Below are 23,969 nucleotides of genomic sequence, written 5' to 3'. Positions count from 1 at the left end.
CCTGTGGGAGCGGGGCGGGCGGCGAGCCCTCTGCCCAGGAAGAGGCCGGCTGCCTCGATCAATGGCTGGTGGACTGCCCCAGGTCATCGCCGGAAGTGTGTTTCATGTCGTCACCGCGCATCTGCTTGACGTCGCTGGCCGACACCGCCGAGCCCTGGTTGCCCCAGCTGGTGCGGATGAAGTTCACCACGTCGGCCACTTCCTGGTCGGACAGGCGCCAGGCGAAGGCAGGCATGGTGAACGTCGACGGCGCCGTGTGCGTCGCTGGCAACGTGCCCCCGGCCAGTACGATATGGATCAACGAACTGGCATCCTCGGTCTGCAGCACCGGGTTGCCGGCCAAGGCCGGGAACACCCGGGTATAGCCCTGGCCATCGGTCCGATGACAGGCCGCGCAGTTGTCGATGTACACCCCGGCGCCGACCTTGCTGTCGTCGCCCTTCCACAGCGCATCGGCCACGCGCGCATCGTATTCATGCGGCTTGTCGGCCCGGTCCACTGCCGGAAGCGTCTTCAGGTAGCGGGCAATTGCGGTCAGGTCTTCATGGCTCATGTACTGCATGCTGTGCTCGACCACGTCGCTCATGCCGCCGAACACCGCGCTGCGGTCGCTGCGGCCGGTCTTGAGAAACTGCACCAGTTGCTCTTCGCTCCAGCTGCCCAGGCCGTCCTTGTGATCGCCGCGCAGGCTCTTGGCGATCCAGCCTTCGAGCGGTGCGCTGCCAGCAAGGAAGTCGGCGCTGTCGGCGGCGCTCAGGGCCTTCTCCTGCATGGTGATCGCCCGCGGCGTATGGCAGGCGCCGCAGTGCCCGAGCCCTTCGACCAGATAGGCGCCGCGGCTGATCACCGGATCCGAGCCCGGCGGTGGCTGATAGGCACTGACCTTGGGCGCGAACAGACCGCGCCAGATCGCCAAAGGCCAGCGCATGCTCAACGGCCAGGGAATGTCGGTGGCCTTGTTCGGCTCGGCCACCGGCGCCACGCCCTTCATGAAGTAGGCATACAGGGCCTGCATGTCGGCATCGCTGACCCGCGCATACGACGGGTAGGGCATGGCCGGGTACAGGCTGCTGCCGTTCTTGCCGATACCGTGGCGCACGGCCTTGTCGAAGTCGTCGAAACTGTAATTGCCGATGCCGTCGCCGTGCGGCGTGATATTGGTCGAGTAGACCGTGCCGATCGGGGTTTCCATGCCCAGCCCACCCGCGAATGGCGCACCGCCCTTGGCGGTATGGCAAGCCACGCAATCACCGGCACGGGCCAGGTAGCGACCCTGCTCGATCAGGGCGTCGTCGGGCTCGGCGGCCCAGGCCGGCAGACTGGTCGACAGGCAGGCCAGCAAGGTCAACGCAGCGATCTGGATAACGTTCATCTCTGCGCTCCTTATGCCTGCACCAGCGGGCCGGGGTTCTTCAGGTACTGCTCGCGAATGGCCCGCGCCGACCAGTAGGTCAATGCCGCCACCAGGCCAGTGGGGTTGTAGCCAAGGCCCTGAGGAAAGGCCGAGGCGCCTGGAACGAACACGTTAGGCACATCCCAGCACTGCAGATAACGGTTGATCGCGCTGGTCTTGGGGTCGGTGCCCATGATCGCGCCGCCATTGAGGTGGGTGGTCTGGTAGGAGGCAGTGTTGAAATGCTCGCCGACCTTCTTGCCGAGCAGGGCAATGGCCTTGGGGTTCATGGCCTGGGCGACCTTGCTCATTTTCTCGACCATGAAGCGGTTCATCTTGATGTCGTTTTCCTGCCAGTCGAAGGTCATGCGCAGCAACGGCAGGCCATAGGCATCGCGGTACACCGGGTCCAGGTCCAGGTAGTTGCCACGATAGGACTGATGGGCGCCGTGGGCATCCATCGACACCTGATGGGTGTAGTAGTCGGCAGTGGCTTTCTTCCAGGCGCTGCCCCAGGCAGGCGTGCCGGGTGGATTGGCCGTACCGGCGATGGGCCGGCTGCCGGCCTGGTTGACCCACATCGGCGAGCCGCCGACGAAGCCATGGGGGCCATGGTCGAAGTTGTCGGCGTTGAAATCGTCGAACGCCACACCGTTGCCACCGGCACCGATGAAGTTGTTGGTGTGGGTGTCCTTGTCGAAGAAGGCCTTGATGGTGGCCATGTTCTGATAGGCGAAGTTCTTGCCGACCACGCCTTCGCCGGTCTTGGGGTCGTACGGCTGGCCGATGCCGGAGAGCAGCATCAGGCGTACGTTGTTGAACTGGAATGCCGCAAGAATCACCAGGTCTGCGGGCTGCTCGACCTCACGGCCCTGGGCGTCGACGTAGGTCACGCCGGTTGCCTTGCGCTTGCTGCTGTCCAGGTTGACCCGCAGCACGTGGGCATTGGTGCGCAGCTCGAAGGTGTCGACCTGACGCAATGCCGGCAGAATGTTCACGTTCGGTGACGCCTTGGAATACATGTAGCAGACATAGCCGCTGCAGAAGCCGCAGAAGTTGCAGGGGCCCATCTGCGCGCCATAGGGGTTGGTATACGGCCCCGAGGTATTGGCCGAGGGCAGGTTGTACGGCTTGTAACCGACCTCGGCCGCAGCCTTCTGGAACAGCTGCGCCGACACGGTGTTCTTCTGCGAGGCCAGCGGGAACGGGTTGGAACGGTCCGGCGCATACGGGTTACCACCCTTGCCTTCGCCGACGCGCACGCCGTTCACCGTCCAGGCCTGACCCGAGGTGCCGAAGACTTTTTCGGCAAAATCGAAGAACGGTTCCAGCTCTTCATAGCTGACGCCGAAATCCTGGATGGTCATGTCCTTGGGAATGAACTGCTTGCCGTAGCGCTCTTCGTAGTGGCTGCGCATGCGCAGCTCGATGGGATCGACCCGGAAATGCACGCCGGACCAATGCAGGCCGGCACCGCCGACGCCTTTGCCTGGCAGAAACGCACCCAACTGACGGTTGGGCAGGGCGACGTCGTTGACGCTGTGACGGATGGTCACGGTTTCCTTGGAGATGTCCTGGAACAGCTTCTTGCGCACGCTGTAGGTCAGCTCGTCGATCACCTGTGGATAACTGCCGTCGGGGTAGGTGTCCTGCATCGGGCCGCGCTCCAGCGCGACCACGTTGAGGCCCGCCTCGGTGAGTTCCTTGGCCATGATCGCGCCGGTCCAGCCGAACCCGACGATGACCGCGTCGACCTTCTTCATTACCGTTGCCATGTCAGGCCCTCTCGCCGCGAATCGATACTGCCGGGAAAGGGTATTGCTCGTTGCGTTCCACCCAGTCCATGAAATCGGCGCGGGCGCCGGGAAAACCGATCTGCGTCCAGCCGACCATGCCTTTGTTGCCGCCATGCACCGGATCGCAGAAGAAGCCTTCGCGGGTGTTCTGCAGCATCAGACTGAAAAATGCCGTGGCCGGCAATTCCTCGAAAACCAGCTCGCCTGCTTCGATCTTGCTGAGAATACGTTCCTGGGTAGCGCTGTCTTGCTCAGCAAAGGTTTTGCCTGATTGAGCCTTGCACCAGGTGTCCGTGGCAGCGATGCCCAAGCGATAGATCTGCTGCGGCACCAACTGCAGCTGATAGCCCATTTGCGGCGCGGCGTCGGTGACAAACGGACCCTGCATGTACCACAGCGCGCCGGTGGCGTAGGGCGTGTTCATCTGGCGGTCGATGAATTCTGCCGCTCCGGCTTCCAGAGCACCTGGGCCCAGATCGTCCGCCGGAATCAAGCGAGCCACTGCGGCTTGGACGAAAGCCCATTCTTCAGCGGTGAAAAATGACGGCTGGTAGTCGGCGGCGGGCGCGGGGGCTGGCGCTGGCGAGCGAGTATCGGCATTGGCATTGGCAGTCAGGGCAGCGACGCCCAGGCCACTGCTGGCAACGGTCACCACCGGAATGAGGGTCAGGGTTTTGCGCAGAAAATCCCGGCGCGGGTTGTTTTCTTGCTCGGACATCAAGGTTCTCATCAGCTGTTCGATACGGTTTTATCGATGCGCAGCCCAACGGTACGTGTTCGTTGCACCACGCGGCCGGAGGCGGGTGGTGCTTTGTTGAAGGCGCAGACGCGACACATTCGGCACGAAGCCAGGCGCGGCAAAATGCCGCCCTGACGGTTCAGCCGATAAATGTATCCATTTGTGACGGCAAATGAAACCGGTTTCAGCCTACCTGTGCTCAGTCTTCACGTCTGTCGTTGCCCGAACGGCTCACGTCTTGATGCCCAGATCGAGCAGCAGCGCTTCGATACCCGCCTCGCTGCCAGCGAAGCTCTCGACCAGTTCCGCAAAAGGTCGCGTCCCTCCCGATGCCAGAATCAAACGTTCGAAATCCCCACCGACCTGACTCGAGAACAGCCCCTCACGCTTGAAACGGGCGAACAGATGAGCGGCCAGCACCTGCGCCCAGACATAGCTGTAGTACCCGGCGGCGTAGTCGGCGCCGGTGAACAGGTGGGCGAAAGTGTTGAGCCAACGAACATAGGGTGGATGACGGACGATCTGCGTCTGCTCCAGCACCTGTTCGCCAATCTGCTGCGCCGACAGCGTGTCGCTGTGGCTGTGCAGGCGATAGTCGACCAGAGCGTATTCGAGTTGCCACAGCAGGGCCTGGGCACGAAAGCGGGCCTGGGCCGCGAGCGCCCGCTCGACGAAGGCGCTACCGATGGCTTCGCCGGTCCGATGATGTCGCGACATCGATTGCAGAACTTCAGGCTGCATGGCCCAGTGCTCGAACACGCCGCTGGGCAATTCCACCGCATCTTCGGCCACGCCCTTGATGCCAGAGACGCTGCCATGGTCGATGCGGGTCAGTACATGGTGCAGCGCATGCCCCAGCTCGTGGAAGAACGTCTGGATGTCGCCCAGGCTCAGCAGGCAGGGAAACGCTGGCGTGTCGGCGGCGAAATCACATCCCACGTGGGCGATGGGCAGCTGCAGCCGACCATCGGCGAAACGGTGGCGGTCACGCAGGGCTTCCATCCAGGCACCCGCGCGTTTCTTCGGCCGACTGTGCAGGTCCAGATAGATATGGCCCAGGACCTGCCCCTGCTCGCTGAGTTGAATCAGGTGCACCGATGCAGGCTGGCGCGGTGCTGGCGGGCATTGCAGCCACTGCACGTCGAACAGCTGCTCGAGCAGCCGCTGCAGCCCATCGAGCACCGCCTGCACGGGAAAGTATTCACGCACCTTGAGCTCTGTCACCCCATGATGGATCTGCAGGTATTTCTCCTGATAGTAATTGCAGTCCCAGGGCTGCAGCGCCGGCACTCCGAACAGCGCGGCCAGTTCCTGCAGCGGGGCGAACTCCGCCCGCGCCGCAGGGCGGACCTTGTCGATCAATTGCAGCAAGAGCTGCTCCACGTCCGCGGCCTCGTCGAACATGCGCGTGGCCTGGGCCAGCGAGGCATAGCTGCGATAGCCACCCGCTTCGGCCAGCTCGGCGCGGGCGGCAAGGATGCGTTGCAGCACCGGTCCATTGTCATAGGTTCCGGCCTGCGGGCCTTGCTCCGAAGCCTGGGTGTAGAAGGCGCGGTACACCTGCTCGCGCAGCGCGCGGTCATGGGCCTGGCTCAATACCGCCAGCACCAGTGGCAGCTCCAGTGGCAGCCGCCAGCCCGACTGGCCGGCCTCGCGCGCGCATAGCGCCATGCTGGCAAGTACCGCGGGAGCAATGCCTGCCAGAGCGGTTTCGTTGTCGAACGCCAAGGCCCCGGCTTCGCTGGCTGCACTCAGGTTGTCGGCAAAGGTTTGGTACAACCCGGCCAGCTCCATCTGCAGACGCCCAATGCGCTTCTGGATCGACGGCTGGGTGCCTACCCCGGCCAGGCGCGAAGCACGCAACGCATGGCTCAATGCAGCCTGCTGGGTCGGATCGAAATCGAGCGCCTGCGGGCTCTGCTGCAACAGCTGCAGCACGGCATGCACGGTACGGTTGTGCTTGATGGCCAATTCATAGGCCTGCACCCGATCGCGGCAGCGCGCATAGGCGTTGATCACCGCCAGGTGCTGATGACGACTGAGCAACTGCTCGGGCTGCAGCACCGCCAGCAGGCGCTGGTGCATGTCTTCCAATGGCTTGACCAAGCCTTCCCATGTAGGTGCCGCGAGCTGCTCGGGGAGCAATTGCGCCAGCTGCCGGAGGTTGGTCTGGATCACATGCTCGATCGCCGGCTCGACGTGTTCGGCCCTGATCAAGTGGTAGGGGATCACATCGTGATGGCCCAGCAGGGGGTTTTCGGCAAGCAGGGCGGGGAGTACAGCGAGGTGCGCAGCGGTCATGTTCGATTCCTTGAATGACGCCTGAGTGGCGCGCCAGTCTAGGAACGGGAACGAAGCATGACGTGGTAGCCGGCTATTGACGTCGGCCTGCCCTTGCGGCAAGTCGACGGCACGCCTGGCTCAAGGCTTCTTGAGCTTGGGGTTGGGAAAGAACTGCACCGGTTGCGAAGTGGGCCGGGCGACCTTGACGGCCACCTTATTGACCCGCGTGCCCAGCTCGCTGGGCACCGATTGGCCCTGCGCGTTCAGCGTGTCGCTGTAGCCGCAGGCCACGCATTCGCGATGCGGAACCTCGTCGACGCTCCACATCATCAGCTTGTCCGGCTCGCTGCAGGCCGGGCAGACGGCCCCGGCGATGAAGCGTTTCTTGGTGATCATGCTGCCGCTTCCTCACTCAACCCGCTGTGACGCAGCAGCGCATCGATGGAGGGCTCGCGACCGCGGAAGTCGACGAACAGCACCATCGGTGCCTGCGACCCACCACGGGCCAGAATGGCTTCGCGGAACGCGCGGCCAGTGTCGGCGTTGAGCACGCCGTCTTCCTCGAACTTGCTGAACGCGTCGGCCGACAGCACTTCGGCCCACTTGTAGCTGTAGTAACCGGCCGCGTAGCCGCCGGCGAAGATGTGCGCGAAGCTGTTGGGAAAGCGGTTGTAGGCCGGTGGACGCATGACCGAAACCTCGTCGCGGACACCGTCGAGCACTTCCATCACGCTGCGGCCGTCGCCGTGGGAGGCGTGCAGTTCGAAGTCGAACAGCGAGAACTCGATCTGCCGGACCATCATCAAGCCGGACTGGAAGTTCTTCGCCGCCAGCATTTTCTCCAGCAGGTCCTGGGGCAACGGCTCGCCGGTTTCATAGTGACCCGAGATCAGGGCCAGGCCTTCGGGTTCCCAGCACCAGTTTTCCATGAACTGGCTGGGCAACTCGACTGCGTCCCACGCCACGCCGTTGATACCCGAGACGCCCACATGCTCGACCCGCGTCAGCAGGTGGTGCAGGCCATGGCCGAACTCGTGGAACAGGGTGGTGACTTCATCGTGGGTCAACAGCGCGGGCTTGCCGGCATCGGCCGGGGTGAAATTGCATACCAGATTGGCCACCGGGCTCTGCAACTCGCCGGCCTCGGTGCGACGCCGGTCGCGCGCGCCGTCCATCCAGGCGCCGCCGCGCTTGTTGGCGCGCGCATAGAGATCGAAGAAGAAGCGGCCCACGTGCTGGCCGTTTTCCTTGATCTCGAACAGGCGTACGTCGGGGTGCCAGGTGTCGAACCCTTTCTGCTCGGCGATCTCGATGCCGTACAGGCGCTGCACGATGGCGAACAGGCCGCCCAGCACCTTGTCGATGGGGAAGTAGGCGCGCAGCGCCTCTTGGGAAACGCTGTAGCGCTGTTCGCGCAGCTTTTCGCCATAGAAGCCGCTGTCCCAGCTTTGCAGGTCGGCACAACCCTGTTCGGCGGCGTAGGCCTTGAGCTGTTCCAGATCCTGGGCCGCGAACGGCTTGCTGCGCTGAGCCAGATCACGCAGGAAGGTCAACACCTGATCGGTCGATTCGGCCATCTTGGTGGCTAGGCTCAACTCCGAATAGCTGGCGTAGCCCAGCAGCTGCGCCAGCTCCTGGCGCAGGTCGAGGATCTCGCGCATCACCGGCGTGTTGTCGTTCTGGCCAGCATTGGGGCCTTGGTCCGACGCGCGGGTGCAGTAGGCTGCGTAAAGTTCTTCACGCAGGGCACGGTCGTGAGCGTAGGTCATGACCGCGTAGTAGCTGGGGAACTCGAGGCTGATGAGCCAGCCGTCCAGGCCCTTGGCCTGCGCCGCTGCAGCCATCTGCGCCTTGGCCGAGTCGGTCAGCCCGGCCAGGGCCGCTTCGTCGGTAACATGCTTGGTCCACGCCTGGGTGGCATCGAGCAGCTGGTTGGAGAAACGGCTGCCCAGTTCCGAGAGCTTGCTCTGTACCTGTGCGTAGCGCTGCTGCTGATCCACCGGCAGATCGATACCGGACAGGCGGAAATCGCGCAGCGAATGCTCCAGAATGGTTTTCTGGGCAACGTCGAAGCTCGCAGCTTCAGGGCTGTTGGCCAGGGTTTCGAAGGCCTGGAACAGTTCGCGGTTCTGGCCCAGCTCGGTGGAGTAGGCACTGAGCGCTGGCAGGCACGCTTCATAGGCCTGGCGCAGTTCGGCACTGTTGCACACGGCATTGAGGTGGCTGACCGGGCTCCAGGCGGCGCCCAGGCGGTCGTTCAGCTCGTCCATGGCCAGCACCAGGCCGGCCCAGGTAGGCTGGCTGCCCTGGGTTTGCAGAATGTGGGCAATGGCCGCGCGGTTGTCGGCCAGGATCTGTTCAATCGCCGGTTGTACGTGCTCGGCACGGATCGCCGAGAACGGCGGCAGGTCGTAGGACTGCAGAAGGGGATTCGCGCTCACGGTTAAACACCTTGGCTATTGAAGAAACACTGGGACATCTTAATTACAATTGCGATTCACCGCAGCTATCGACAACACAGAGGATGCCTATCGTGGCTATTCGCACATTCCAGCAGCATACGCCGCGCCTTGGCGAACGCGCCTTCGTCGACCGCTCGGCGGTGGTCATCGGCGACGTCGAGATCGGCGCCGACAGTTCGATCTGGCCGCTGACCGTGGTGCGCGCAGACATGCACCGCATCCGCATCGGCAAGCGCACCAGCGTGCAGGATGCCAGTGTGCTGCACATCACCCATGCCGGCCCGTTCAATCCGGACGGTTTCCCGCTGCTGATCGGCGATGATGTCACCATTGGACACAAAGTCATGCTCCACGGCTGCACCCTGGGCAATCGCATTCTGGTCGGCATGGGCAGTACCGTCATGGACGGCGCGGTGGTGGAAGACGACGTGATCATCGGCGCCGGCAGCCTGGTGCCGCCGGGCAAGCGCCTGCTCAGCGGCTTCCTGTACGTGGGCAGCCCGGCTCGGCAGGCGCGGCCGCTGACCGACAAGGAACGCGCGTTCTTCGCCTACACCGCTGGCAACTACGTGAAGCTTAAGGACCAACACCTGGCCGAAGGCTTCGACAAGGACTGATTCCGTGCACTATCAAAACATTCTGTTCGACCTCGACGGCACCCTGACCGACCCGCGCGAGGGCATCACCCGCTCCATCCAGTATGCCTTGGCCAAACTGGGCATCGACGAACCCGACCTGCGCAACTTGGAGCATTTCATTGGCCCACCCCTGCTGGAGCAGTTCATGCACGCCTATGGTTTCGACGAAGCCCGCGCCTGGCGGGCAGTGAATTTCTACCGCGAGCGCTTCCGCGTCACGGGCCTGTATGAAAACCAGATCTTCGCCGGTGTCATCGCGCTGCTCGAAACATTGCAGGCGCAGGGCCGGCATTTGTACATCGCCACGTCCAAACCCTGGGAGTTCGCCCGGGAAATCGCCCGCCATTTCGATTTCGCCAGGCACTTCAAGGTCATCTACGGCAGCGAGCTCGACGGCACGCGGACCGACAAGGTGCAACTGATCGCTCATATCCTCGAGCAGGAAGGGCTGCAGCCGACGCAGACCTTGATGGTCGGCGACCGCAAGCATGACCTGATCGGCGCCCGCCTCAATGGCCTGGATTGCGCGGCGGTGGGCTATGGGTTCGGTTCGCGGGAAGAGCTGGTCCTGGAAAATCCGACGTATCATTTCGATACGTTGCAGGCGCTGCATGAGGCGTTTTTGCAAGGCGCGGGATGATGCGGTGAAGGCGCGGGCCTCTTCGCGGCCACTGGCCGCTCCTACGGGGATTCGTGCAGCGGTATAGATACCGGGTTACGCAAGGCCTCGTGTAGGAGCGGCCAGTGGCCGCTCCTACAGGGGTTCGTGTAGCGGTATAGATACCGGGTTACGCAAGGCTTCGTGTAGGAGCGGCCAGTGGCCGCGAAAGGGCCCGAGAGAACACTGCGACCATCATCTGCCCAACCGATTCAACTCGGTCCTGCGCTGGTCCATCGGCAACTTGCCCAGCTTTTCCGCTTGGGCATAGAACGCCTGCCAATCACCATTGACCTGCCGGAACAGGCCGGCGAACGCCGGCACCCATTGGTCGTACAATCCGAACGGCAGCAGCTTGGCATTGTTCATCGGCCCATTCATCCAGGCATCGAAACGCCGGTCGCCACCCCAGCGTTCATCGCGCAACTGGCGATACTCGCGGCGCAGGTGCTCGAACTCGGCAGCCTTGCCTGCGCGCATGGCCTCGGCCGACAGCGGCTGTGCATACAGCGCACCCAGGCGTTCGCGGGTCTCGAGCACCAGCCGGGTGAACTGCTCACGTTGTACTGCAGGTGTGCCTGCCGCATTTGCCAAACCGCGCCAGGCCCGCCACTGCCGAGTGCCCTCCTGCTCGACGAAGGTGGCGAAGGACTCGTTGAACTCGGTGTCGTCCTGCACATACACGCGCTGATGCGCCAGCTCATGGAAGATCAGCGTGGCCAGGCGCTCGTCGCCCCAGCCCAGCATGGTGTTGAGAATCGGATCATCGAACCAGCCCAAGGTCGAGTAGGCTTCGACGCCGCCGATGTACACATCCCGGCCCGACAGCTTCTGCAGCGCCGCTTCGCCCCGCGCGCCGGATTGGCTGTAGTAGCCGCGGTAGGCAACGCACCCCGCGATGGGAAAGCAGTGGGTCAACGGGGCGAGGGAAAACTCGGGCGTGGTGAACACGTTCCACACCACCAGCGGCCGACCGATGTCGGCATACAGCCGATAGCTGCGGTTGTCCGGCAGGTGCAGATGCGCGCTGGCGAAATCGCGAGCGGCCTGGGCACGCTGCAACTGCTCGCGCAGACGTGGATCGCGCGAGGGGTCGGCCAGGATCCGCGCCACCGGCTCACGCGCCTGCAGCAGCCGCCACTGGCCCTGCATCAACTGGCCGTAATAGCCGACGCTGGTGCAACCGCTGAGCAGGAACAGCAGGCACAGGGGAACAAAAGCGCGCAAACCGCGGTCGAGTGCGGCAAGAATGGAACGACGAACAACAACGAATTCATGCATGTGGTTTTCCATGGCCAGGCCCGCCAGCGAGCAGGTGTTATCGGCGCTGACCCTGCATCTTACGATCCCATCAGGAGAATTCCATGCGCGCATTGATCATTGCTGGCGGCATGCTGGCCCTTGCCGGCTGCGCCGGTCTGCCCGACCCGGACCCCAACCAGGCCTGGATCGATCTGCAGGCCAACGGGCACAACGCCCTGCAGGCGACGCAAGTCGACGAGCGGGAATGGGGCGACACCCGTTATTTCGAAGTCGAACCCGGCAGCCATGAGCTGACCGTGCGCTTGCAGTTTCCCGTGCAGCCGACCAACATCGGCCCAGTCCCCGCGCCGCTGTGGCGCAACTGCGAACTGAACCTCACCTATGCCGGCTTCGACGCGGGGCAACGCTATTTCCTGGAAGCCGGCAGCGTCGGCTTTCGCCCGTGGGCCAGGCTCTACGACGAGCAGCGCAAACTGGTAGGCCAGGCGCAACCTGCGGGCTGCCAGAGCGCCTGAGCACGGGCCTGAACATGGCCACCGTCGGCGGCGACTCGCAGCGCCGACGCAAAGCTTCTAGACTCGACCTTTGTCCTGCTCACTTTTTTCCTGCAGCCAAGGAGCTTCCATGCGCGCCGTGCTCGCCCTGTTGACCCTCGCCATGCTGGCCGGCTGCGCCAATCCGCCGTTGCCGGCCGTTGACCCTGGCAAGGCCTGGATCGAGATGTTCACCACGACCGGTCGCCTGGTCATGGCAGAAAGTCTGGATGGTCGCAAACTCAATGACGGCCGCTACTTCCAGGTAGATCCCGGCAGCCATGAGCTGGAAGTGCGTTTTGACTACGAAATGTACGCCGGTGGCGGGCTGGTCAACGACCCGTTCGACCGTACCTGCTACCTGACCGTGCGCTATGACGGCTTCAAGGCAGGCCAGCGCTACCGCCTGGAGGGCAGGGCAATTGCCATGCAGGCCAGTGCCCGTCTGTACGATTCAAGCCGGCAGATCGTCGCCGAAGACCGGGCGATTCACTGCATTCCCTGAATCCGGGCGCAGCGGTGCACCACTGAACGACGACAGCGGATGCCGTGGGATCAGGTGTCGTTCTTTTGATAGATGATCTTGCGCGTGCCGTTGTCGCAGGACCCCACCACCATGCTCGGATCCTTGGCGTCCAGATTGTCGACGATTTCCAGGGTGTAGGACACAACGCCTGCCCCTTGGATCTTGGCTTCGATCTCGGCCTTCAATTCTTCACACGACTTGGGTGCCGCCAACGCCGAGGTTGCCAGGACACCGCACGTCATCGCCAAAATGAATCGTTTCATGGGCAATTCTCCAGGTGAGTGAGCAGTGTACGGCAACCGGGCGCAACCCTACCTCAAGATTCCAGCTTAGCGTCCAGAGTGATCTGGGCGTTCAGCACTTTCGACACTGGGCAACCTTCTTTGGCCTTGTTGGCCAGTTCTTCGAACTTCGCCTGGTCGATGTTGGGGATCTTCGCCGACATGGTCAGTTTGATGGCGGTGATCGCGAAACCTTCGCCTTCCTTGTCCAGCGTAACCTCGGCCGTTGTGTTGATCTGGTCTGGCGTGAAGCCTTCGCCACCCAGGATCATCGAGAAGGCCATGGAGAAGCAGCCGGCATGGGCCGCGCCGATCAATTCTTCAGGGTTGGTGCCTGGCTGGCCTTCAAAGCGGGTGTTGAAACCATAGGGGTTGCTTTTCAGGGCGCCGCTTTGCGTCGAGATCTCGCCCTTGCCGGTTTTCAGATCGCCTTTCCAGACAGCCGATGCGGTTTTCTTGATGCTCATAAAGCCTCCTTGATGGGCGCGACGGGTTCGCGCGGTGACAAGTGTTCAGAGGCCACGGCGCGAGGCAAGTTCAGCGCCGTTCTGACCGCTGGCTATTGAATCCGAATGATAAGCCCATATTGATTACACACTCGGTAGCAAAGATGCGCGGGGCATCCCACCTGCCACATACCCACAGGATGCCAATGATCATGACTGGTTTGACCGATACGAAATACTCCGTCCTCGACCTTGTACCAGTGCGTGCCGACCACGGCCCGGCGCGGTCGCTGCACAACGCGCTGGACCTGGCGCGCCATGCCGAAACCTGGGGCTACAACCGTTTCTGGGTAGCCGAGCATCACAACATGGACGGTATCGCCAGCTCGGCGACCTCGGTGCTGCTGGGCTATCTGGCGGGGGGCACTTCGTCGATCCGCGTCGGCTCGGGCGGGGTGATGCTGCCCAACCACGCGCCGCTGGTCATCGCCGAGCAGTTCGGCACGCTGGAAAGCCTGTATCCGGGACGGATCGACCTCGGCCTGGGCCGCGCGCCGGGGTCGGACCAGATGACCGCTCGAGCGCTGCGCCGTGAGCGCTCCGGCAGCGCCGACGACTTTCCCGACGACGTCCGCGAACTGATGGCCTATCTGGGTCCGCGTACTCCGGACCAGAAAGTGATTGCCGTGCCGGGCAGCGGTACCAACGTGCCGATCTGGTTGCTGGGCTCCAGCCTGTTCAGCGCGCAGCTGGCGGGCATGTACGGCCTGCCGTATGCCTTCGCTTCGCATTTTGCGCCACGCTACATGCATGAGGCGATTCGCGTCTATCGCGCCCACTTCCAGCCCTCCGAGGTGCTCGACAAGCCTTATGTGATGCTCGGGGTGCCTTTGGTGGCAGCCGACAGCGACGAGCATGCCGACTACCTGGCGACCTCGGTCTACCGCCGCATCCTCAACCTGATGCGTGGCCAGACCCTGGTGCAGCAGCCACCCGTGAAAAGCATGGAAGGGTTGTGGTTACCCCATGAAAAGGCTGCGGTCGGGGACTTTCTGGGCCTGGCGATGGTGGGGGGACCGGCGAAGATCCGCGCCAAGCTGGACGTGCTGAAGGAACAGACTCAGGCAGATGAGCTGATCTTTACCTGCGATCTGTACGAGCATGCCGACCGTTTGCGGTCGTATGAGCTGTTGGCGCAGGTGATGCAGGGCTGAGTCTTGCACCGACCTGGGTATTGCGGAGTTCGTTTCGCGGCCGCTGACCGCTCCTACAGGGGATTTCGTTTTCTGTGGGAGCGGGGGGCGGCTGCAATCTTCAGCGCTTGTAGACGATAGCCTTGGTGCCGCCTTCACACGAACCGACTACCTGGAAACCGGCATCCGGAGTGACGTTGTCGACCACTTCCAGCGTGTAGCCCGACACGCCATTGGCGTCGATCTTCGCGGCGATTTCGCCCTTGAGTTCTTCACACGACTTGCCCGCAGCGAACGCGCCGCTTGCCAGGCTCAACAAACCCACAGCCAATAAAACTCGCTTCATCGCTTACATCCTTGGTCTGGTAGTGCCGGTTTAAAGACAAACGGCGGGCCGCCTGGATTCAGGTCGACACGCCGGTAATGTGTTGTAACTCAACCTATGGCATTCGGCCAGTCGGAAGATTCCGTGTTTTCTGTCAGCTGTTCTGGATACGGAAGCCGACTTTGAGTGTGACCTGGAAATGCGCCACGCGACCGTCTTCGATATGGCCACGGGTTTCGGTCACTTCGAACCATTCCATTTTCTCGATGCTTTTGCTCGCTTCGGCCAACGCGTTGTTGATGGCGTCTTCGATGGTGGTGGTCGAGGAACCTACCAGTTCAACCTTCTTGTACGTGTGATGATCGCTCATGATGCTCTCCATTCGGGTGGCTACTGAAGTGGTTGTCTACCTGTGTGGGGATTTCTGCGCTAAAAGTTCACACGCACTGCACTTTCATCTTGCAGCGCAGTCGGAATCTACACACGCTATTCACCACAATGAAGGAGAGTTACCCATGGCAATTTCGTCACGCAAAGCTTCGCTGCAGAGCATGGAAGCAGAAATCGAAAGCCTGCTCCGCTCCCTGGAAAGCCTGAAAGAAGATTCCACCGAAGAATCGCGCAAGGTGCTCAAAGCGTTGAAAGCCAACGCGGAATCCGCGCTGAGCCATTCGCGCAGCCTGATCAGCGACGCCTATGAAGAAGTCAAGGTCAAGACCAAGGAAACCGGCATTGCCACCCGTGACTACGCCCAGGAGCATCCTTGGGCCGCCGCTGGCGTCGCTGTTGGCGCGCTGGGCCTGATCGCTGCCTACCTGATGTGCAATCGCAGCAACTAATCGACCTGGCGTTCGAGCTCTTGCGCAAGCCATAGCGCCAGTTGTCGGGCGCGCCCATCTGCGGCGCGCCGCGGGACCCAAAGTGCCAGCCGCGCCGGGGTTTGCGTAAACCCCCATGGCGCGGCCAGGCGCCCGGCACGCAGGTCATCGACCACCAGCGGTTCGGGCGCGATGGCAATGCCCAGCCCGGCCACCGCCGCCTCCAGCAAATAATACAAATGCTCGAACCCCTGTCCCATGGTCAACGCCTCGGGATCCAGACCGTTGCGCCGTGCCCAGCTGGGCCAGGCCTGTGGCCGCGATGTGGTGTGCAGCAACGAGTGCCCGAGCAAGTCGCTGGTCGCACGGCTCTGCAAGGCTTCGAACCCTTGGAAGCGCGGGCTGAGTACCGGGCCGATACGCTCTTCGGCCAGCTCGTACACGTCCATGTCGGCGGGCCAGGGCGGCTCGGCGAACATCAGCAAGGCATCCAGCCCAGGACGGCGAGGGTCCAGGTCACCTTCGCCAGCCGAGAGGTGCAGGCGCAAGTCCGGCAGCTCGCTGTTCAGCCGACCCAATCGAGGTATGAACCAGCGCGCCAGCAAGCTTCCCGAGCACCCCAGAACGAACGGTGCCTGAGCCTGGGCCTGGCTGAGCTCCGTACAGACCAGACGCAAACGCTCGAAGGCCTCGGCGCTGGCATCGCGCAGTCGAATGCCAGCATCTGTGAGTTTCAAGCCACGTCCCTGCTTGACGAACAACGCGATGCCCAGATGCTCTTCAAGCACTTTCAACTGTCTGCTCACGGCACCGTGGGTAACGCTCAAGTAGTCAGCCGCCTTGCTGACGCTGTTGAGCCGGGCAGTGGCTTCGAACGCTTTGAGGGCATTCAACGGGGGCAGGTCACGGCTCATGGTATTGTGAGAAATCCTGACAGGTTGTCGAGATCTTATCGGTTTTCTTCGATCGTTGTCGTGGGTACAGTGGCTACATCGTCATTCAATTCCCCTGGAGCTTCGCATGACCCAGACCAATCTTCGCAGTGGTCCTGACAGCAACGGCCTGTTCGGCGCCTTCGGTGGCCGCTACGTCGCCGAAACCCTGATGCCGCTGGTGCTGGAGCTGGCTCGCGAGTACGAAGCCGCCAAGGCCGATCCCGAATTTCTCGAGCAGCTCGCCTACTTTCAACGCGACTACATCGGCCGGCCCAATCCGCTGTATTTCGCCGAGCGCCTGACAGAACACTGCGGCGGGGCGAAAATCTACTTCAAGCGCGAAGAGCTCAACCACACCGGCGCGCACAAGGTGAACAACTGCATCGGCCAGGTGTTGCTGGCCAAGCGCATGGGCAAGAAGCGCCTGATCGCCGAGACCGGCGCCGGCATGCACGGCGTGGCCACGGCCACGGTGGCGGCTCGGTTCGGCTTGCCTTGCGTGATCTACATGGGCGCCACGGATATCGAGCGCCAGCAGGCCAACGTGTTTCGCATGAAGCTGCTGGGCGCTGAGATCGTGCCGGTCACTTCCGGTACCGGCACCTTGAAAGATGCCATGAACGATGCCTTGCGCGATTGGGTCACCAATGTCGACGACACCTTCTACCTGATCGGCACCGTGGCCGGTCCGCACCCTTATCCAGCCATGGTTCGCGATTTCCAGTCGATCATCGGCAAGGAAACCCGCGAGCAGTTGCAAGAGAAGGAAGGGCGCCTGCCCGACAGCCTGGTGGCTTGCGTAGGTGGCGGTTCCAATGCCATGGGCCTGTTCCATCCTTTCCTGGATGACAGCAGCGTGGAAATCATCGGTGTCGAAGCCGCCGGCCATGGCGTGGATTCCGGCAAGCATGCCGCCAGCCTCAACGGCGGCGTGCCCGGCGTACTGCACGGCAACCGTACCTATCTGCTGCAGGACGACGATGGGCAGATCACCGACGCGCACTCCATCTCGGCCGGCCTGGACTACCCCGGCATCGGCCCTGAACACGCCTTTCTGCATGAAATCAAGCGCGTGAACTACACCAGCATCACCGATGAAGAGGCGCTGGCCGCGTTCCACGCCACCTGCCGCCTGGAAGGCATCATCCCGGCGCTGGAAACCGCCCACGCCCTGGCCGAGGCCATGAAGCGCGCGCCAACATTGCCCGCCGACCATCTGATGGTGGTGTGCCTGTCCGGCCGCGGCGACAAGGACATGCAAACCGTCATGAGCCATATGGGCGCCCACCCGAAGGAGACACTGGCATGAGCCGCCTCGAACAACGCTTCGCCGACCTCAAGGCCGAAGGCCGCGCCGCGCTGGTGACGTTCGTCACGGCAGGCGACCCAGGCTACGATGCTTCGCTGTCCATCCTCAAAGGCTTGCCGGCTGCCGGCGCCGATGTGATCGAACTGGGCATGCCCTTCACCGATCCGATGGCCGACGGCCTGGCCATCCAGCTGGCGACCCTGCGCGCGCTCAACGCCGGGCAGACGCTGGCGAAAACCTTGCAGATGGTCCGCGAATTCCGCGTCGACGACAGCACCACGCCGATCGTGCTGATGGGTTACTACAACCCGATCCACCGCTTCGGCGTCGAAGCCTTCGTGGCCCAAGCCAAGGAAGCCGGTGTCGACGGCCTGATCATCGTCGACCTGCCGCCCGAGCACGACGGCGAACTCGCCACCCCGGCGCAAGCCTCGGGTATCGACTTCATTCGCCTGACCACCCCCACCACCGATGATGCGCGCCTGCCACGGGTGCTGGAGCGCAGCTCCGGCTTCGTCTACTACGTGTCGGTGGCCGGCGTGACCGGTGCGGGCTCGGCCACCACCGAGCATGTCGGCGCTGCCATCGAGCGACTGCGCCGGCACACCCACCTGCCGATCAGCGTCGGCTTCGGCATCCGCACGCCCGACCAGGCCGCCGCCATCGCCCGGCTCGCGGACGGCGTAGTGGTCGGCTCGGCCCTGGTCGACAAGATCGCCAACGCCCAGCATCACGGCCAGGCCGTAGAGGATGTGTTGTCGCTGTGCAGTGCCCTGGCCCAAGGCGTACGCAGTGCTCGTGTGCAGTGAATCCGAGAGTATTGACCCAGGGCACACTCCTGGCCCGTGCAAAGCCAGCGGCCAGAGCGACATAGAAGGGTGAAAGGAACAGGCAGCTATCGCCCGCCTTGTTCCTCCATCACCCAATCCAGAAAGCGCTGCACCATCTGCCCGCGGCGCTTGCGTTGCGGGACGACCACGTAATAGCCCAACGCCGATGTTGCGCTGCCCTGAAGAGGGCGGCACAGCAGCTCTTGATCCAGCAGCGCATCCACCAGGTGCCGCCAACCGATGGCGACGCCCTGACCAGCGATGGCCGCCTGGATCAGCAAGGTGTAGTTATCGAAACGCAACTGGCCGGGGGCAGGCACACCTGGAATGTGCAGCGCGCGAAACACGTCGTTCCAGTCGAACCACTGGCTGCTGTGCTCGCCGCGCAGGTGCAGCAACGGCAACTCGATCCAGGCATCCAGCGCCAACGGCTGACGGTAACCGGCCAGCAGGCGCGGGCTGCACACTGGATACACCTCTTCGTTGAACAACCAATGGCTTTCGCCCTGGCGAAACCGACCATCGCCAAACAGCACCGCGACGTCGATATCGGGCCGGAGCAGGGCGTGACTGCGCTCGCTGGTGACCAGGCTGACATCGACCTGTGGATAACGTTGATGGAAGCGGTGCAGCCGCGGCATCAACCAGTACGCCGCAAAGGCGAAGTCAGTCGACACCTGCAGCACCTCGTGCTGAGTCTGCGCGGTGATTGCCTGCAAGCCGTCGTCGATGCGTTGCAGCCCCGCCTGGACCGCCTCGAACAGCGCAAGGCCGGCGTCCGTCAGGACGATGCCACGGTAGATGCGATCAAACAGGCGAGTGCCCAGCTGTTCCTCCAGACGCTTGATCTGCTGGCTGATGGCTGGCTGAGTGGTGCCCAATTCGACAGCCGCTGCCGTGAAGCCATGCAGACGCGCCGCTGACTCGAAGGCACGCAACAGGTCGAGGGACAAACCGCCGATACTTTCATACATAAGCTGCGCTTATCCTAGACATTGTCGACAGCAGGCTTTACCGGGCTGGGCAGGGGCCGCATTCTGAATCGAAGCAAATTCGCATTACTCCCGACTATGGAATGCCCTGAGCCGATGAAGCGCAAGAACATTCTTTTCATCATGGCCGATCAGATGGCCGCACCCATGCTGCCGATCTACGCGCCATCACCGATCAAGCTGCCGAACATCAGCCGTTTGGCCGAGACCGGGGTGGTCTTCGATGCGGCCTACTGCAACAGCCCGCTGTGCGCGCCTTCGCGCTTCACATTGGTCAGCGGCCAGTTGCCGAGCAAGATCGGCGCCTACGACAACGCTGCCGACTTTGCTGCCGACGTGCCGACCTATGCCCACTACCTGCGGCGCCTGGGTTACCGCACCGCACTGTCGGGCAAGATGCATTTCTGTGGCCCGGACCAGCTGCACGGCTACGAGGAACGCCTGACCAGCGATATCTACCCGGCCGACTACGGCTGGGCGGTCAATTGGGACGAACCCGACGTTCGCCCCAGCTGGTACCACAATATGTCCTCGGTGTTGCAGGCTGGCCCGTGCGTGCGCACCAACCAGCTGGATTTCGATGAAGAGGTGGTCTTCAAAGCCCAGCAGTACCTGTTCGATCACATTCGCGAAGACGGCGATCGGCCATTCTGTCTGACGGTGTCAATGACCCATCCGCACGACCCCTACACCATTCCCAAGCCGTTCTGGGACCTGTACCGCGACGAAGACATTCCACTGCCTCAGGATGTACCGGACCAGGCCGCGCTGGACCCCCACTCGCAACGCCTGCTCAAGGTCTATGACCTGTGGGACAAGCCCCTGCCCGTGAACAAGATCCGCGATGCACGCCGCGCCTACTTCGGTGCGTGCAGCTACATCGATCACAACGTCGGCAAACTGCTGCAGACCCTGGAAGAAACCGGGTTGGCCGACGACACCATCATCGTCTTCTCCGGCGATCACGGTGACATGCTCGGCGAGCGTGGGCTCTGGTACAAGATGCACTGGTTCGAGATGGCCGCGCGGGTGCCGCTGCTGGTTTGCGCGCCCGGGCAGTTCAAGCCAGGGCGAGTGCAGGCCGCAGTCTCTACCGCCGACCTGCTGCCGACCTTCGTCGAGCTGGCCGGTGGCGAACTGGAACCCGGCCTGCCGCTGGACGGACGTTCGCTAGTGGCCCATCTGCAGGGTGAAAAGGGGCATGACGAAGCGTTCGGTGAATACATGGCCGAAGGTACCCACAGCCCGTTGATGATGATCCGCCGTGGCGCGATGAAATTTATCTACAGCGAGGTCGACCCTTGCCTACTCTATGACGTGGATAACGACCCACGCGAACGTGAAGACCTGAGCCAGTCACCCCCGCACCGGGCACTGTTCGAGGCTTTCATGAGTGAAGCCCGCCGCAAATGGGACATGCCGGCGATACACCAACAGGTGCTCGCCAGCCAGCGCCGACGCCGCTTCGTGGCCGGCGCACTGGCCCAAGGCAATCTGAAGAGCTGGGACCACCAGCCGCTGGTGGACGCCAGTCAGCAGTACATGCGCAACCATATCGACCTGGACGACCTGGAGCGCAAGGCACGTTACCCACAACCCTGCCCATAACATTCGAAGCTCTGAGGGGAAGTCGCATGAAGGTCACCATGAAGATATCCACAGCCCTGGCCGCCGGTTGGCTGGCCGTTGCCGGGACCACGGCGGTCGCCGACGAACAACGCTGCGAGACGGTGAAGATGGCCGACCCGGGCTGGAGCGACATTGCCGCCACCAACGCGCTCACCAGCCTGGTGCTGGAAGGCATGGGTTACCGGCCCAAGATCGACACCCTGGCGGTGCCGATCATCTTTGGCGGTCTCAAGGATGGCCAGGTGGATGTCTTCCTCGGCAACTGGATGCCGGCCCAGCAGGGTTTCTACGACAAGTTCGTGGCCAATGGTGACGTGGTGCAGTACGCCAAGAACCTGGACGGCACCGAGTTCACCCTGGCCGTCCCCGACTACGTGTATGACGCGGGTGTGAAGGATTTCGCCGACCTGGACAAGCACGCCGACAAGTTCGGCAAGAAGATCTACGGGATCGGTTCAGGAGCACCGGCCAACCTCTCGCTGGCCGAGATCATCAAGAAGAACGAGTTCGGCCTGGGTGACTGGAAACTGGTGGAGTCCAGCGAGCAGGCGATGCTGACCGAGGTCAATCGCAACGTGAAGAAGAAGTCGTTCGTGGTCTTCCTCGGCTGGACGCCGCACCCGATGAACGTGCAGATCAAGCTCAAGTACCTCACCGGCGGCGAGAAGTATTTCGGCTCGACCGGCACCGTGCACACCCTGACCCGCAAGGGCTATGGCGAGAGTTGCCCGAACACCGGCAAGCTGCTCAGCAATCTGGTGTTCACCCAGGACATGGAGAACAGCATCATGGCCGATGTGGCCAACAACAAGAAAACCAGCGCACAGGCGGCGCAGGCCTGGCTGAAAGCCAATCCGGCGGTGTTGGAGAAGTGGCTGGAAGGTGTGAAAACGCTGGATGGCAAGGACGCGCTGCCGGCGGTACGCGCGAAGCTTTGATCTGACGGGCTTTGATTTGATGGGTGTCAGTCATGGCCTCTTCGCGGGCAGAGAGCTCGCCGCCCGCGAAGAGGCCTTCACTGACACCCTTCAATCAACTCAACCCGCCGCCATCTCCCGGCGCAGCTGGCTCAGCACCGGTGCCGTATCCACCGCCACGCCGCGCCAGTAGGTGAACGCTTCGGCTGCCTGCTCGACCAGCATCCCGAAACCGTCCAGCGACAGCCGTGCGCCGTGTTCGCTGGCCCAGCGGCAAAACGGCGTTGGCTCCTTGCCATACATCATATCGTAGCAGACCGTCACACCAGGCTCGATCAGGCTGGCGGCGATCGGTGGCAGATCGCCCGCCAGGCTCGCCGAAGTGGCATTGATGATGATATCCACCGGTTCCTCCAGCCAATCGAAGCCACTGGCCGCCACCGGCCCCAGGTCAGCGAACAGCTGCGCCAGCTGTTCGGCTTTCTCGACCGTGCGGTTGGCGATCACCAGTGACAGTGGCTGCTGTTCGAGCAACGGCTCGACCACTCCACGCACCGCGCCGCCGGCACCCAACAGCAGAATGCGCTTGCCCTGCAAGGTCACGCCGGCGTTGTTGACCAGGTCGCGCACCAGCCCCACGCCGTCGGTATTGTCGCCACGCAGGCTGCCATCGGGCAGCCGACTGAGCATGTTCACCGCGCCGGCGCGCTGCGCGCGCGGGGTCAGTACGCTGCACAGGCCGAACGCCTGCTCCTTGAAAGGTACGGTGACGTTGGCGCCCAGCCCTTCTTCGAAAAAACCCAATGCACTTCGGGTGAAGTCGTCGATGGGCGCCAGCCGTGTGTCGTATACCAGCGCCTGGCCCGTCTGCTCGGCAAACAAACGGTGAATGGCGGGTGATTTGCTGTGCCCCACCGGGTTGCCGAAAACCACGTAACTGTCCATGCGAATCGGTTCCTGAATCATAGGGGAGGGGTCTGCGCCAGCCAGTCGCGATCCTGCAGAAAGTAGTCGGTGAGCCGCGCTTCCTCGCTGCCAGGTACGGCTTTCCAGTCATAGCCCCAACGCACCTGCGGCGGCAGTGACATCAGGATCGACTCGGTACGGCCACCCGACTGCAGGCCGAACAGCGTACCGCGGTCGTAGACCAGGTTGAACTCGACGTAGCGCCCGCGGCGGAACTCCTGGAATTCACGCTGCTGCGCGGTGAACGCCATGGCCTTGCGCCGCTGCACGATGGGCAGGTAGGCGTCGATGAAGGCATCGCCGATGGCGCGCATGAAGGCGAAGCTGGTGTCGAAATCCCATTCATTCAGGTCATCGAAGAACAGGCCGCCCACGCCTCGTGGCTCGCCCCGGTGCTTGAGATGGAAATAGCGGTCGCACCAGGCCTTGTAGCGTGGATAGACATCGGCGCCAAAGGGCTCGCAGGCTTGTTGCGCGACACGATGCCAGTGGATGCAGTCTTCCTCGTGAGCGTAGTAGGGCGTCAGGTCGAAGCCGCCGCCGAACCACCAGACGGCCTCTTCGCCTTCCTTTTCGGCAATGAAGAACCGCACGTTGGCGTGGGAGGTGGGCACATGCGGGTTGTGCGGGTGGATCACCAGCGACACGCCCAGTGCCTCGAAGCCGCGGCCGGCCAGCTCCGGTCGATGGGCGCTGGCCGAAGGTGGCAGGCCGGTGCCGAATACATGGGAAAAGTTAACCCCGCCTTTCTCGATCAACTCACCGTCTGCAATTACCCGGGTGCGCCCGCCGCCGCCCGCTGCGCGCGTCCAGGCATCTTCGACGAAGTGCGCGCCGCCGTCTTCGGCCTGCATGGCGTGGCAGATTCGATCCTGCAGATCGAGCAGATAGGCCTTTACGGCCTCTGTGCGGGTAGTCATGGCATCACCTTGAAAAAGGGCAAATACCGCCAGCGGCCTGGGAACACGCCTGACCGGCGATCAAGTCGGCGCGTAGCATAGCATCGCTCACCGCGTGCGGCAGTTGACGCCGATCAA

General features: G+C 62.9%; 25 protein-coding genes. 10 read left to right on the top strand and 15 right to left on the bottom strand.

The genetic code is table 11. The features are described from left to right. Nucleotides 1-58: 58 nt before the first annotated feature. The 6 genes from IFT75_RS13815 to prlC all read right to left on the bottom strand — a co-directional run bounded on the left by IFT75_RS13815 (nucleotide 59) and on the right by prlC (nucleotide 8,652). Nucleotides 59-1,372 (bottom strand): c-type cytochrome, encoded by a 1,314-nt coding sequence (locus IFT75_RS13815; protein ID WP_185794596.1) that lies wholly within the window; start codon nucleotides 1,370-1,372, stop codon nucleotides 59-61. 11 nt (nucleotides 1,373-1,383) lie between these two features. Next, the gene (locus IFT75_RS13810; RefSeq protein WP_122480080.1) at nucleotides 1,384-3,168 is read right to left on the bottom strand and encodes a GMC family oxidoreductase; all 1,785 of its coding nucleotides are present in this window, start codon (nucleotides 3,166-3,168) and stop codon (nucleotides 1,384-1,386) included. A 1-nt stretch (nucleotide 3,169) separates the two neighbouring features. Next, nucleotides 3,170-3,907, bottom strand: a complete 738-nt coding sequence (locus IFT75_RS13805) for a gluconate 2-dehydrogenase subunit 3 family protein (protein ID WP_185794598.1) — start codon at nucleotides 3,905-3,907, stop codon at nucleotides 3,170-3,172. Nucleotides 3,908-4,159: 252 nt separating this feature from the next. Continuing rightward, nucleotides 4,160-6,229 (bottom strand): M3 family metallopeptidase, encoded by a 2,070-nt coding sequence (locus tag IFT75_RS13800; protein ID WP_192055212.1) that lies wholly within the window; start codon nucleotides 6,227-6,229, stop codon nucleotides 4,160-4,162. 120 nt (nucleotides 6,230-6,349) lie between these two features. Beyond that, nucleotides 6,350-6,607 carry a YheV family putative zinc ribbon protein gene (locus IFT75_RS13795; protein WP_043191945.1) on the bottom strand — a complete coding sequence of 86 codons (258 nt, stop codon included), beginning with the start codon at nucleotides 6,605-6,607 and terminating at the stop codon, nucleotides 6,350-6,352. Next, a complete protein-coding gene (gene prlC, locus IFT75_RS13790) occupies nucleotides 6,604-8,652 on the bottom strand; it encodes an oligopeptidase A (protein ID WP_185794600.1) in 2,049 nt (682 codons plus the stop codon). Before prlC ends, IFT75_RS13795 begins: the two co-directional genes overlap by 4 nt. A 92-nt stretch (nucleotides 8,653-8,744) precedes the next feature. Here prlC and IFT75_RS13785 point away from each other — a divergent pair, with 92 nt between their 5' ends. Next, nucleotides 8,745-9,290 (top strand): gamma carbonic anhydrase family protein, encoded by a 546-nt coding sequence (locus tag IFT75_RS13785; RefSeq protein WP_192055210.1) that lies wholly within the window; start codon nucleotides 8,745-8,747, stop codon nucleotides 9,288-9,290. Nucleotides 9,291-9,294: 4 nt separating this feature from the next. Then, on the top strand, nucleotides 9,295-9,951 hold the full coding sequence (locus tag IFT75_RS13780; RefSeq protein WP_192055209.1) for an HAD hydrolase-like protein: 657 nt from the start codon (nucleotides 9,295-9,297) through the stop codon (nucleotides 9,949-9,951). Between the two features lie 213 nt (nucleotides 9,952-10,164). On the opposite strand, the gene IFT75_RS13775 is transcribed toward IFT75_RS13780, so the two are convergent. Next, nucleotides 10,165-11,250 (bottom strand): aminopeptidase, encoded by a 1,086-nt coding sequence (locus IFT75_RS13775; RefSeq protein WP_192055207.1) that lies wholly within the window; start codon nucleotides 11,248-11,250, stop codon nucleotides 10,165-10,167. 83 nt (nucleotides 11,251-11,333) lie between these two features. Between IFT75_RS13775 and IFT75_RS13770 the strand changes: the two genes are divergently transcribed. Both IFT75_RS13770 and IFT75_RS13765 read left to right on the top strand, forming a co-directional pair. Continuing rightward, the gene (locus tag IFT75_RS13770; protein WP_192055205.1) at nucleotides 11,334-11,747 is read left to right on the top strand and encodes a PA0061/PA0062 family lipoprotein; all 414 of its coding nucleotides are present in this window, start codon (nucleotides 11,334-11,336) and stop codon (nucleotides 11,745-11,747) included. Between the two features lie 109 nt (nucleotides 11,748-11,856). Then, entirely contained in the window at nucleotides 11,857-12,270 is a 414-nt protein-coding gene (locus IFT75_RS13765) for a PA0061/PA0062 family lipoprotein (protein ID WP_192055204.1), read from the top strand. Nucleotides 12,271-12,320: 50 nt separating this feature from the next. On the opposite strand, the gene IFT75_RS13760 is transcribed toward IFT75_RS13765, so the two are convergent. Then, nucleotides 12,321-12,554, bottom strand: coding sequence for a DUF1161 domain-containing protein (locus IFT75_RS13760; RefSeq protein ID WP_192055202.1), 234 nt, complete (start codon nucleotides 12,552-12,554; stop codon nucleotides 12,321-12,323). A gap of 53 nt (nucleotides 12,555-12,607) precedes the next feature. After that, complete coding sequence (locus IFT75_RS13755) at nucleotides 12,608-13,033, bottom strand: OsmC family protein (protein ID WP_122480139.1); 426 nt, start codon at nucleotides 13,031-13,033, stop codon at nucleotides 12,608-12,610. Nucleotides 13,034-13,230: 197 nt separating this feature from the next. On the opposite strand from IFT75_RS13755, the gene IFT75_RS13750 reads away from it, so the two are divergent. Beyond that, on the top strand, nucleotides 13,231-14,232 hold the full coding sequence (locus IFT75_RS13750) for an LLM class flavin-dependent oxidoreductase (RefSeq protein WP_185794607.1): 1,002 nt from the start codon (nucleotides 13,231-13,233) through the stop codon (nucleotides 14,230-14,232). 100 nt (nucleotides 14,233-14,332) lie between these two features. On the opposite strand, the gene IFT75_RS13745 is transcribed toward IFT75_RS13750, so the two are convergent. Together IFT75_RS13745 and IFT75_RS13740 are read right to left on the bottom strand one after the other, a co-directional pair. After that, on the bottom strand, nucleotides 14,333-14,557 hold the full coding sequence (locus IFT75_RS13745; protein ID WP_122480071.1) for a DUF1161 domain-containing protein: 225 nt from the start codon (nucleotides 14,555-14,557) through the stop codon (nucleotides 14,333-14,335). Between the two features lie 133 nt (nucleotides 14,558-14,690). After that, nucleotides 14,691-14,906, bottom strand: coding sequence for a dodecin (locus IFT75_RS13740; protein ID WP_043191958.1), 216 nt, complete (start codon nucleotides 14,904-14,906; stop codon nucleotides 14,691-14,693). Nucleotides 14,907-15,051: 145 nt separating this feature from the next. On the opposite strand from IFT75_RS13740, the gene IFT75_RS13735 reads away from it, so the two are divergent. Next, complete coding sequence (locus tag IFT75_RS13735; protein WP_122480070.1) at nucleotides 15,052-15,375, top strand: DUF883 family protein; 324 nt, start codon at nucleotides 15,052-15,054, stop codon at nucleotides 15,373-15,375. Here IFT75_RS13735 and IFT75_RS13730 read toward each other — a convergent pair. Beyond that, nucleotides 15,372-16,268: a LysR family transcriptional regulator gene (locus IFT75_RS13730; protein ID WP_192055200.1), complete on the bottom strand. Its 897-nt coding sequence runs from the start codon at nucleotides 16,266-16,268 to the stop codon at nucleotides 15,372-15,374. The two genes, IFT75_RS13735 and IFT75_RS13730, sit on opposite strands and share 4 nt — an antisense overlap. Nucleotides 16,269-16,374: 106 nt before the next feature. Between IFT75_RS13730 and trpB the strand changes: the two genes are divergently transcribed. Together trpB and trpA are read left to right on the top strand one after the other, a co-directional pair. Then, nucleotides 16,375-17,598 (top strand): tryptophan synthase subunit beta, encoded by a 1,224-nt coding sequence (gene trpB, locus IFT75_RS13725; protein ID WP_185794611.1) that lies wholly within the window; start codon nucleotides 16,375-16,377, stop codon nucleotides 17,596-17,598. Beyond that, the gene (trpA, locus tag IFT75_RS13720) at nucleotides 17,595-18,407 is read left to right on the top strand and encodes a tryptophan synthase subunit alpha (protein WP_185794612.1); all 813 of its coding nucleotides are present in this window, start codon (nucleotides 17,595-17,597) and stop codon (nucleotides 18,405-18,407) included. The genes trpB and trpA overlap by 4 nt, the downstream gene beginning before the upstream one ends. Nucleotides 18,408-18,493: 86 nt before the next feature. On the opposite strand, the gene IFT75_RS13715 is transcribed toward trpA, so the two are convergent. Then, the gene (locus IFT75_RS13715) at nucleotides 18,494-19,402 is read right to left on the bottom strand and encodes a choline sulfate utilization transcriptional regulator (RefSeq protein WP_122480066.1); all 909 of its coding nucleotides are present in this window, start codon (nucleotides 19,400-19,402) and stop codon (nucleotides 18,494-18,496) included. A 114-nt stretch (nucleotides 19,403-19,516) separates the two neighbouring features. On the opposite strand from IFT75_RS13715, the gene betC reads away from it, so the two are divergent. Both betC and choX read left to right on the top strand, forming a co-directional pair. After that, nucleotides 19,517-21,028: a choline-sulfatase gene (betC, locus tag IFT75_RS13710; protein ID WP_185794614.1), complete on the top strand. Its 1,512-nt coding sequence runs from the start codon at nucleotides 19,517-19,519 to the stop codon at nucleotides 21,026-21,028. Between the two features lie 38 nt (nucleotides 21,029-21,066). Next, a complete protein-coding gene (gene choX, locus IFT75_RS13705) occupies nucleotides 21,067-21,987 on the top strand; it encodes a choline ABC transporter substrate-binding protein (protein ID WP_192055198.1) in 921 nt (306 codons plus the stop codon). Between the two features lie 99 nt (nucleotides 21,988-22,086). Here the strand turns inward: choX and aroE are convergent, their stop codons facing one another. Both aroE and hemF read right to left on the bottom strand, forming a co-directional pair. Further along, nucleotides 22,087-22,911, bottom strand: coding sequence for a shikimate dehydrogenase (aroE, locus tag IFT75_RS13700; protein WP_122480137.1), 825 nt, complete (start codon nucleotides 22,909-22,911; stop codon nucleotides 22,087-22,089). A 17-nt stretch (nucleotides 22,912-22,928) separates the two neighbouring features. Then, nucleotides 22,929-23,852: an oxygen-dependent coproporphyrinogen oxidase gene (gene hemF, locus IFT75_RS13695; protein WP_185794616.1), complete on the bottom strand. Its 924-nt coding sequence runs from the start codon at nucleotides 23,850-23,852 to the stop codon at nucleotides 22,929-22,931. Nucleotides 23,853-23,969 lie beyond the last annotated feature (117 nt).

Origin of the sequence: Pseudomonas sp. CFBP 8758, assembly GCF_014841725.1 — a bacterium.
Lineage (GTDB): Bacteria > Pseudomonadota > Gammaproteobacteria > Pseudomonadales > Pseudomonadaceae > Aquipseudomonas > Aquipseudomonas baltica.
Note: the sequence above shows the minus strand (reverse complement) of the source record. Positions and strands in the feature narration are given on the sequence as shown.

Bases quoted from the DNA above. Each gene is read 5' to 3' on its own strand.
- IFT75_RS13815 (WP_185794596.1), bottom strand. From the start codon at position 1,372: ATGAACGTTATCCAGATCGCTGCGTTGACCTTGCTGGCCTGCCTGTCG.
- IFT75_RS13810 (WP_122480080.1), bottom strand. From the start codon at position 3,168: ATGGCAACGGTAATGAAGAAGGTCGACGCGGTCATCGTCGGGTTCGGC.
- IFT75_RS13805 (WP_185794598.1), bottom strand. From the start codon at position 3,907: ATGTCCGAGCAAGAAAACAACCCGCGCCGGGATTTTCTGCGCAAAACC.
- IFT75_RS13800 (WP_192055212.1), bottom strand. From the start codon at position 6,229: ATGACCGCTGCGCACCTCGCTGTACTCCCCGCCCTGCTTGCCGAAAAC.
- IFT75_RS13795 (WP_043191945.1), bottom strand. From the start codon at position 6,607: ATGATCACCAAGAAACGCTTCATCGCCGGGGCCGTCTGCCCGGCCTGC.
- IFT75_RS13775 (WP_192055207.1), bottom strand. From the start codon at position 11,250: ATGCATGAATTCGTTGTTGTTCGTCGTTCCATTCTTGCCGCACTCGAC.
- IFT75_RS13770 (WP_192055205.1), top strand. From the start codon at position 11,334: ATGCGCGCATTGATCATTGCTGGCGGCATGCTGGCCCTTGCCGGCTGC.
- IFT75_RS13765 (WP_192055204.1), top strand. From the start codon at position 11,857: ATGCGCGCCGTGCTCGCCCTGTTGACCCTCGCCATGCTGGCCGGCTGC.
- IFT75_RS13760 (WP_192055202.1), bottom strand. From the start codon at position 12,554: ATGAAACGATTCATTTTGGCGATGACGTGCGGTGTCCTGGCAACCTCG.
- IFT75_RS13750 (WP_185794607.1), top strand. From the start codon at position 13,231: ATGACTGGTTTGACCGATACGAAATACTCCGTCCTCGACCTTGTACCA.
- IFT75_RS13745 (WP_122480071.1), bottom strand. From the start codon at position 14,557: ATGAAGCGAGTTTTATTGGCTGTGGGTTTGTTGAGCCTGGCAAGCGGC.
- IFT75_RS13740 (WP_043191958.1), bottom strand. From the start codon at position 14,906: ATGAGCGATCATCACACGTACAAGAAGGTTGAACTGGTAGGTTCCTCG.
- IFT75_RS13735 (WP_122480070.1), top strand. From the start codon at position 15,052: ATGGCAATTTCGTCACGCAAAGCTTCGCTGCAGAGCATGGAAGCAGAA.
- IFT75_RS13730 (WP_192055200.1), bottom strand. From the start codon at position 16,268: ATGAGCCGTGACCTGCCCCCGTTGAATGCCCTCAAAGCGTTCGAAGCC.
- trpB (WP_185794611.1), top strand. From the start codon at position 16,375: ATGACCCAGACCAATCTTCGCAGTGGTCCTGACAGCAACGGCCTGTTC.
- trpA (WP_185794612.1), top strand. From the start codon at position 17,595: ATGAGCCGCCTCGAACAACGCTTCGCCGACCTCAAGGCCGAAGGCCGC.
- IFT75_RS13715 (WP_122480066.1), bottom strand. From the start codon at position 19,402: ATGTATGAAAGTATCGGCGGTTTGTCCCTCGACCTGTTGCGTGCCTTC.
- betC (WP_185794614.1), top strand. From the start codon at position 19,517: ATGAAGCGCAAGAACATTCTTTTCATCATGGCCGATCAGATGGCCGCA.
- choX (WP_192055198.1), top strand. From the start codon at position 21,067: ATGAAGATATCCACAGCCCTGGCCGCCGGTTGGCTGGCCGTTGCCGGG.
- aroE (WP_122480137.1), bottom strand. From the start codon at position 22,911: ATGGACAGTTACGTGGTTTTCGGCAACCCGGTGGGGCACAGCAAATCA.
- hemF (WP_185794616.1), bottom strand. From the start codon at position 23,852: ATGACTACCCGCACAGAGGCCGTAAAGGCCTATCTGCTCGATCTGCAG.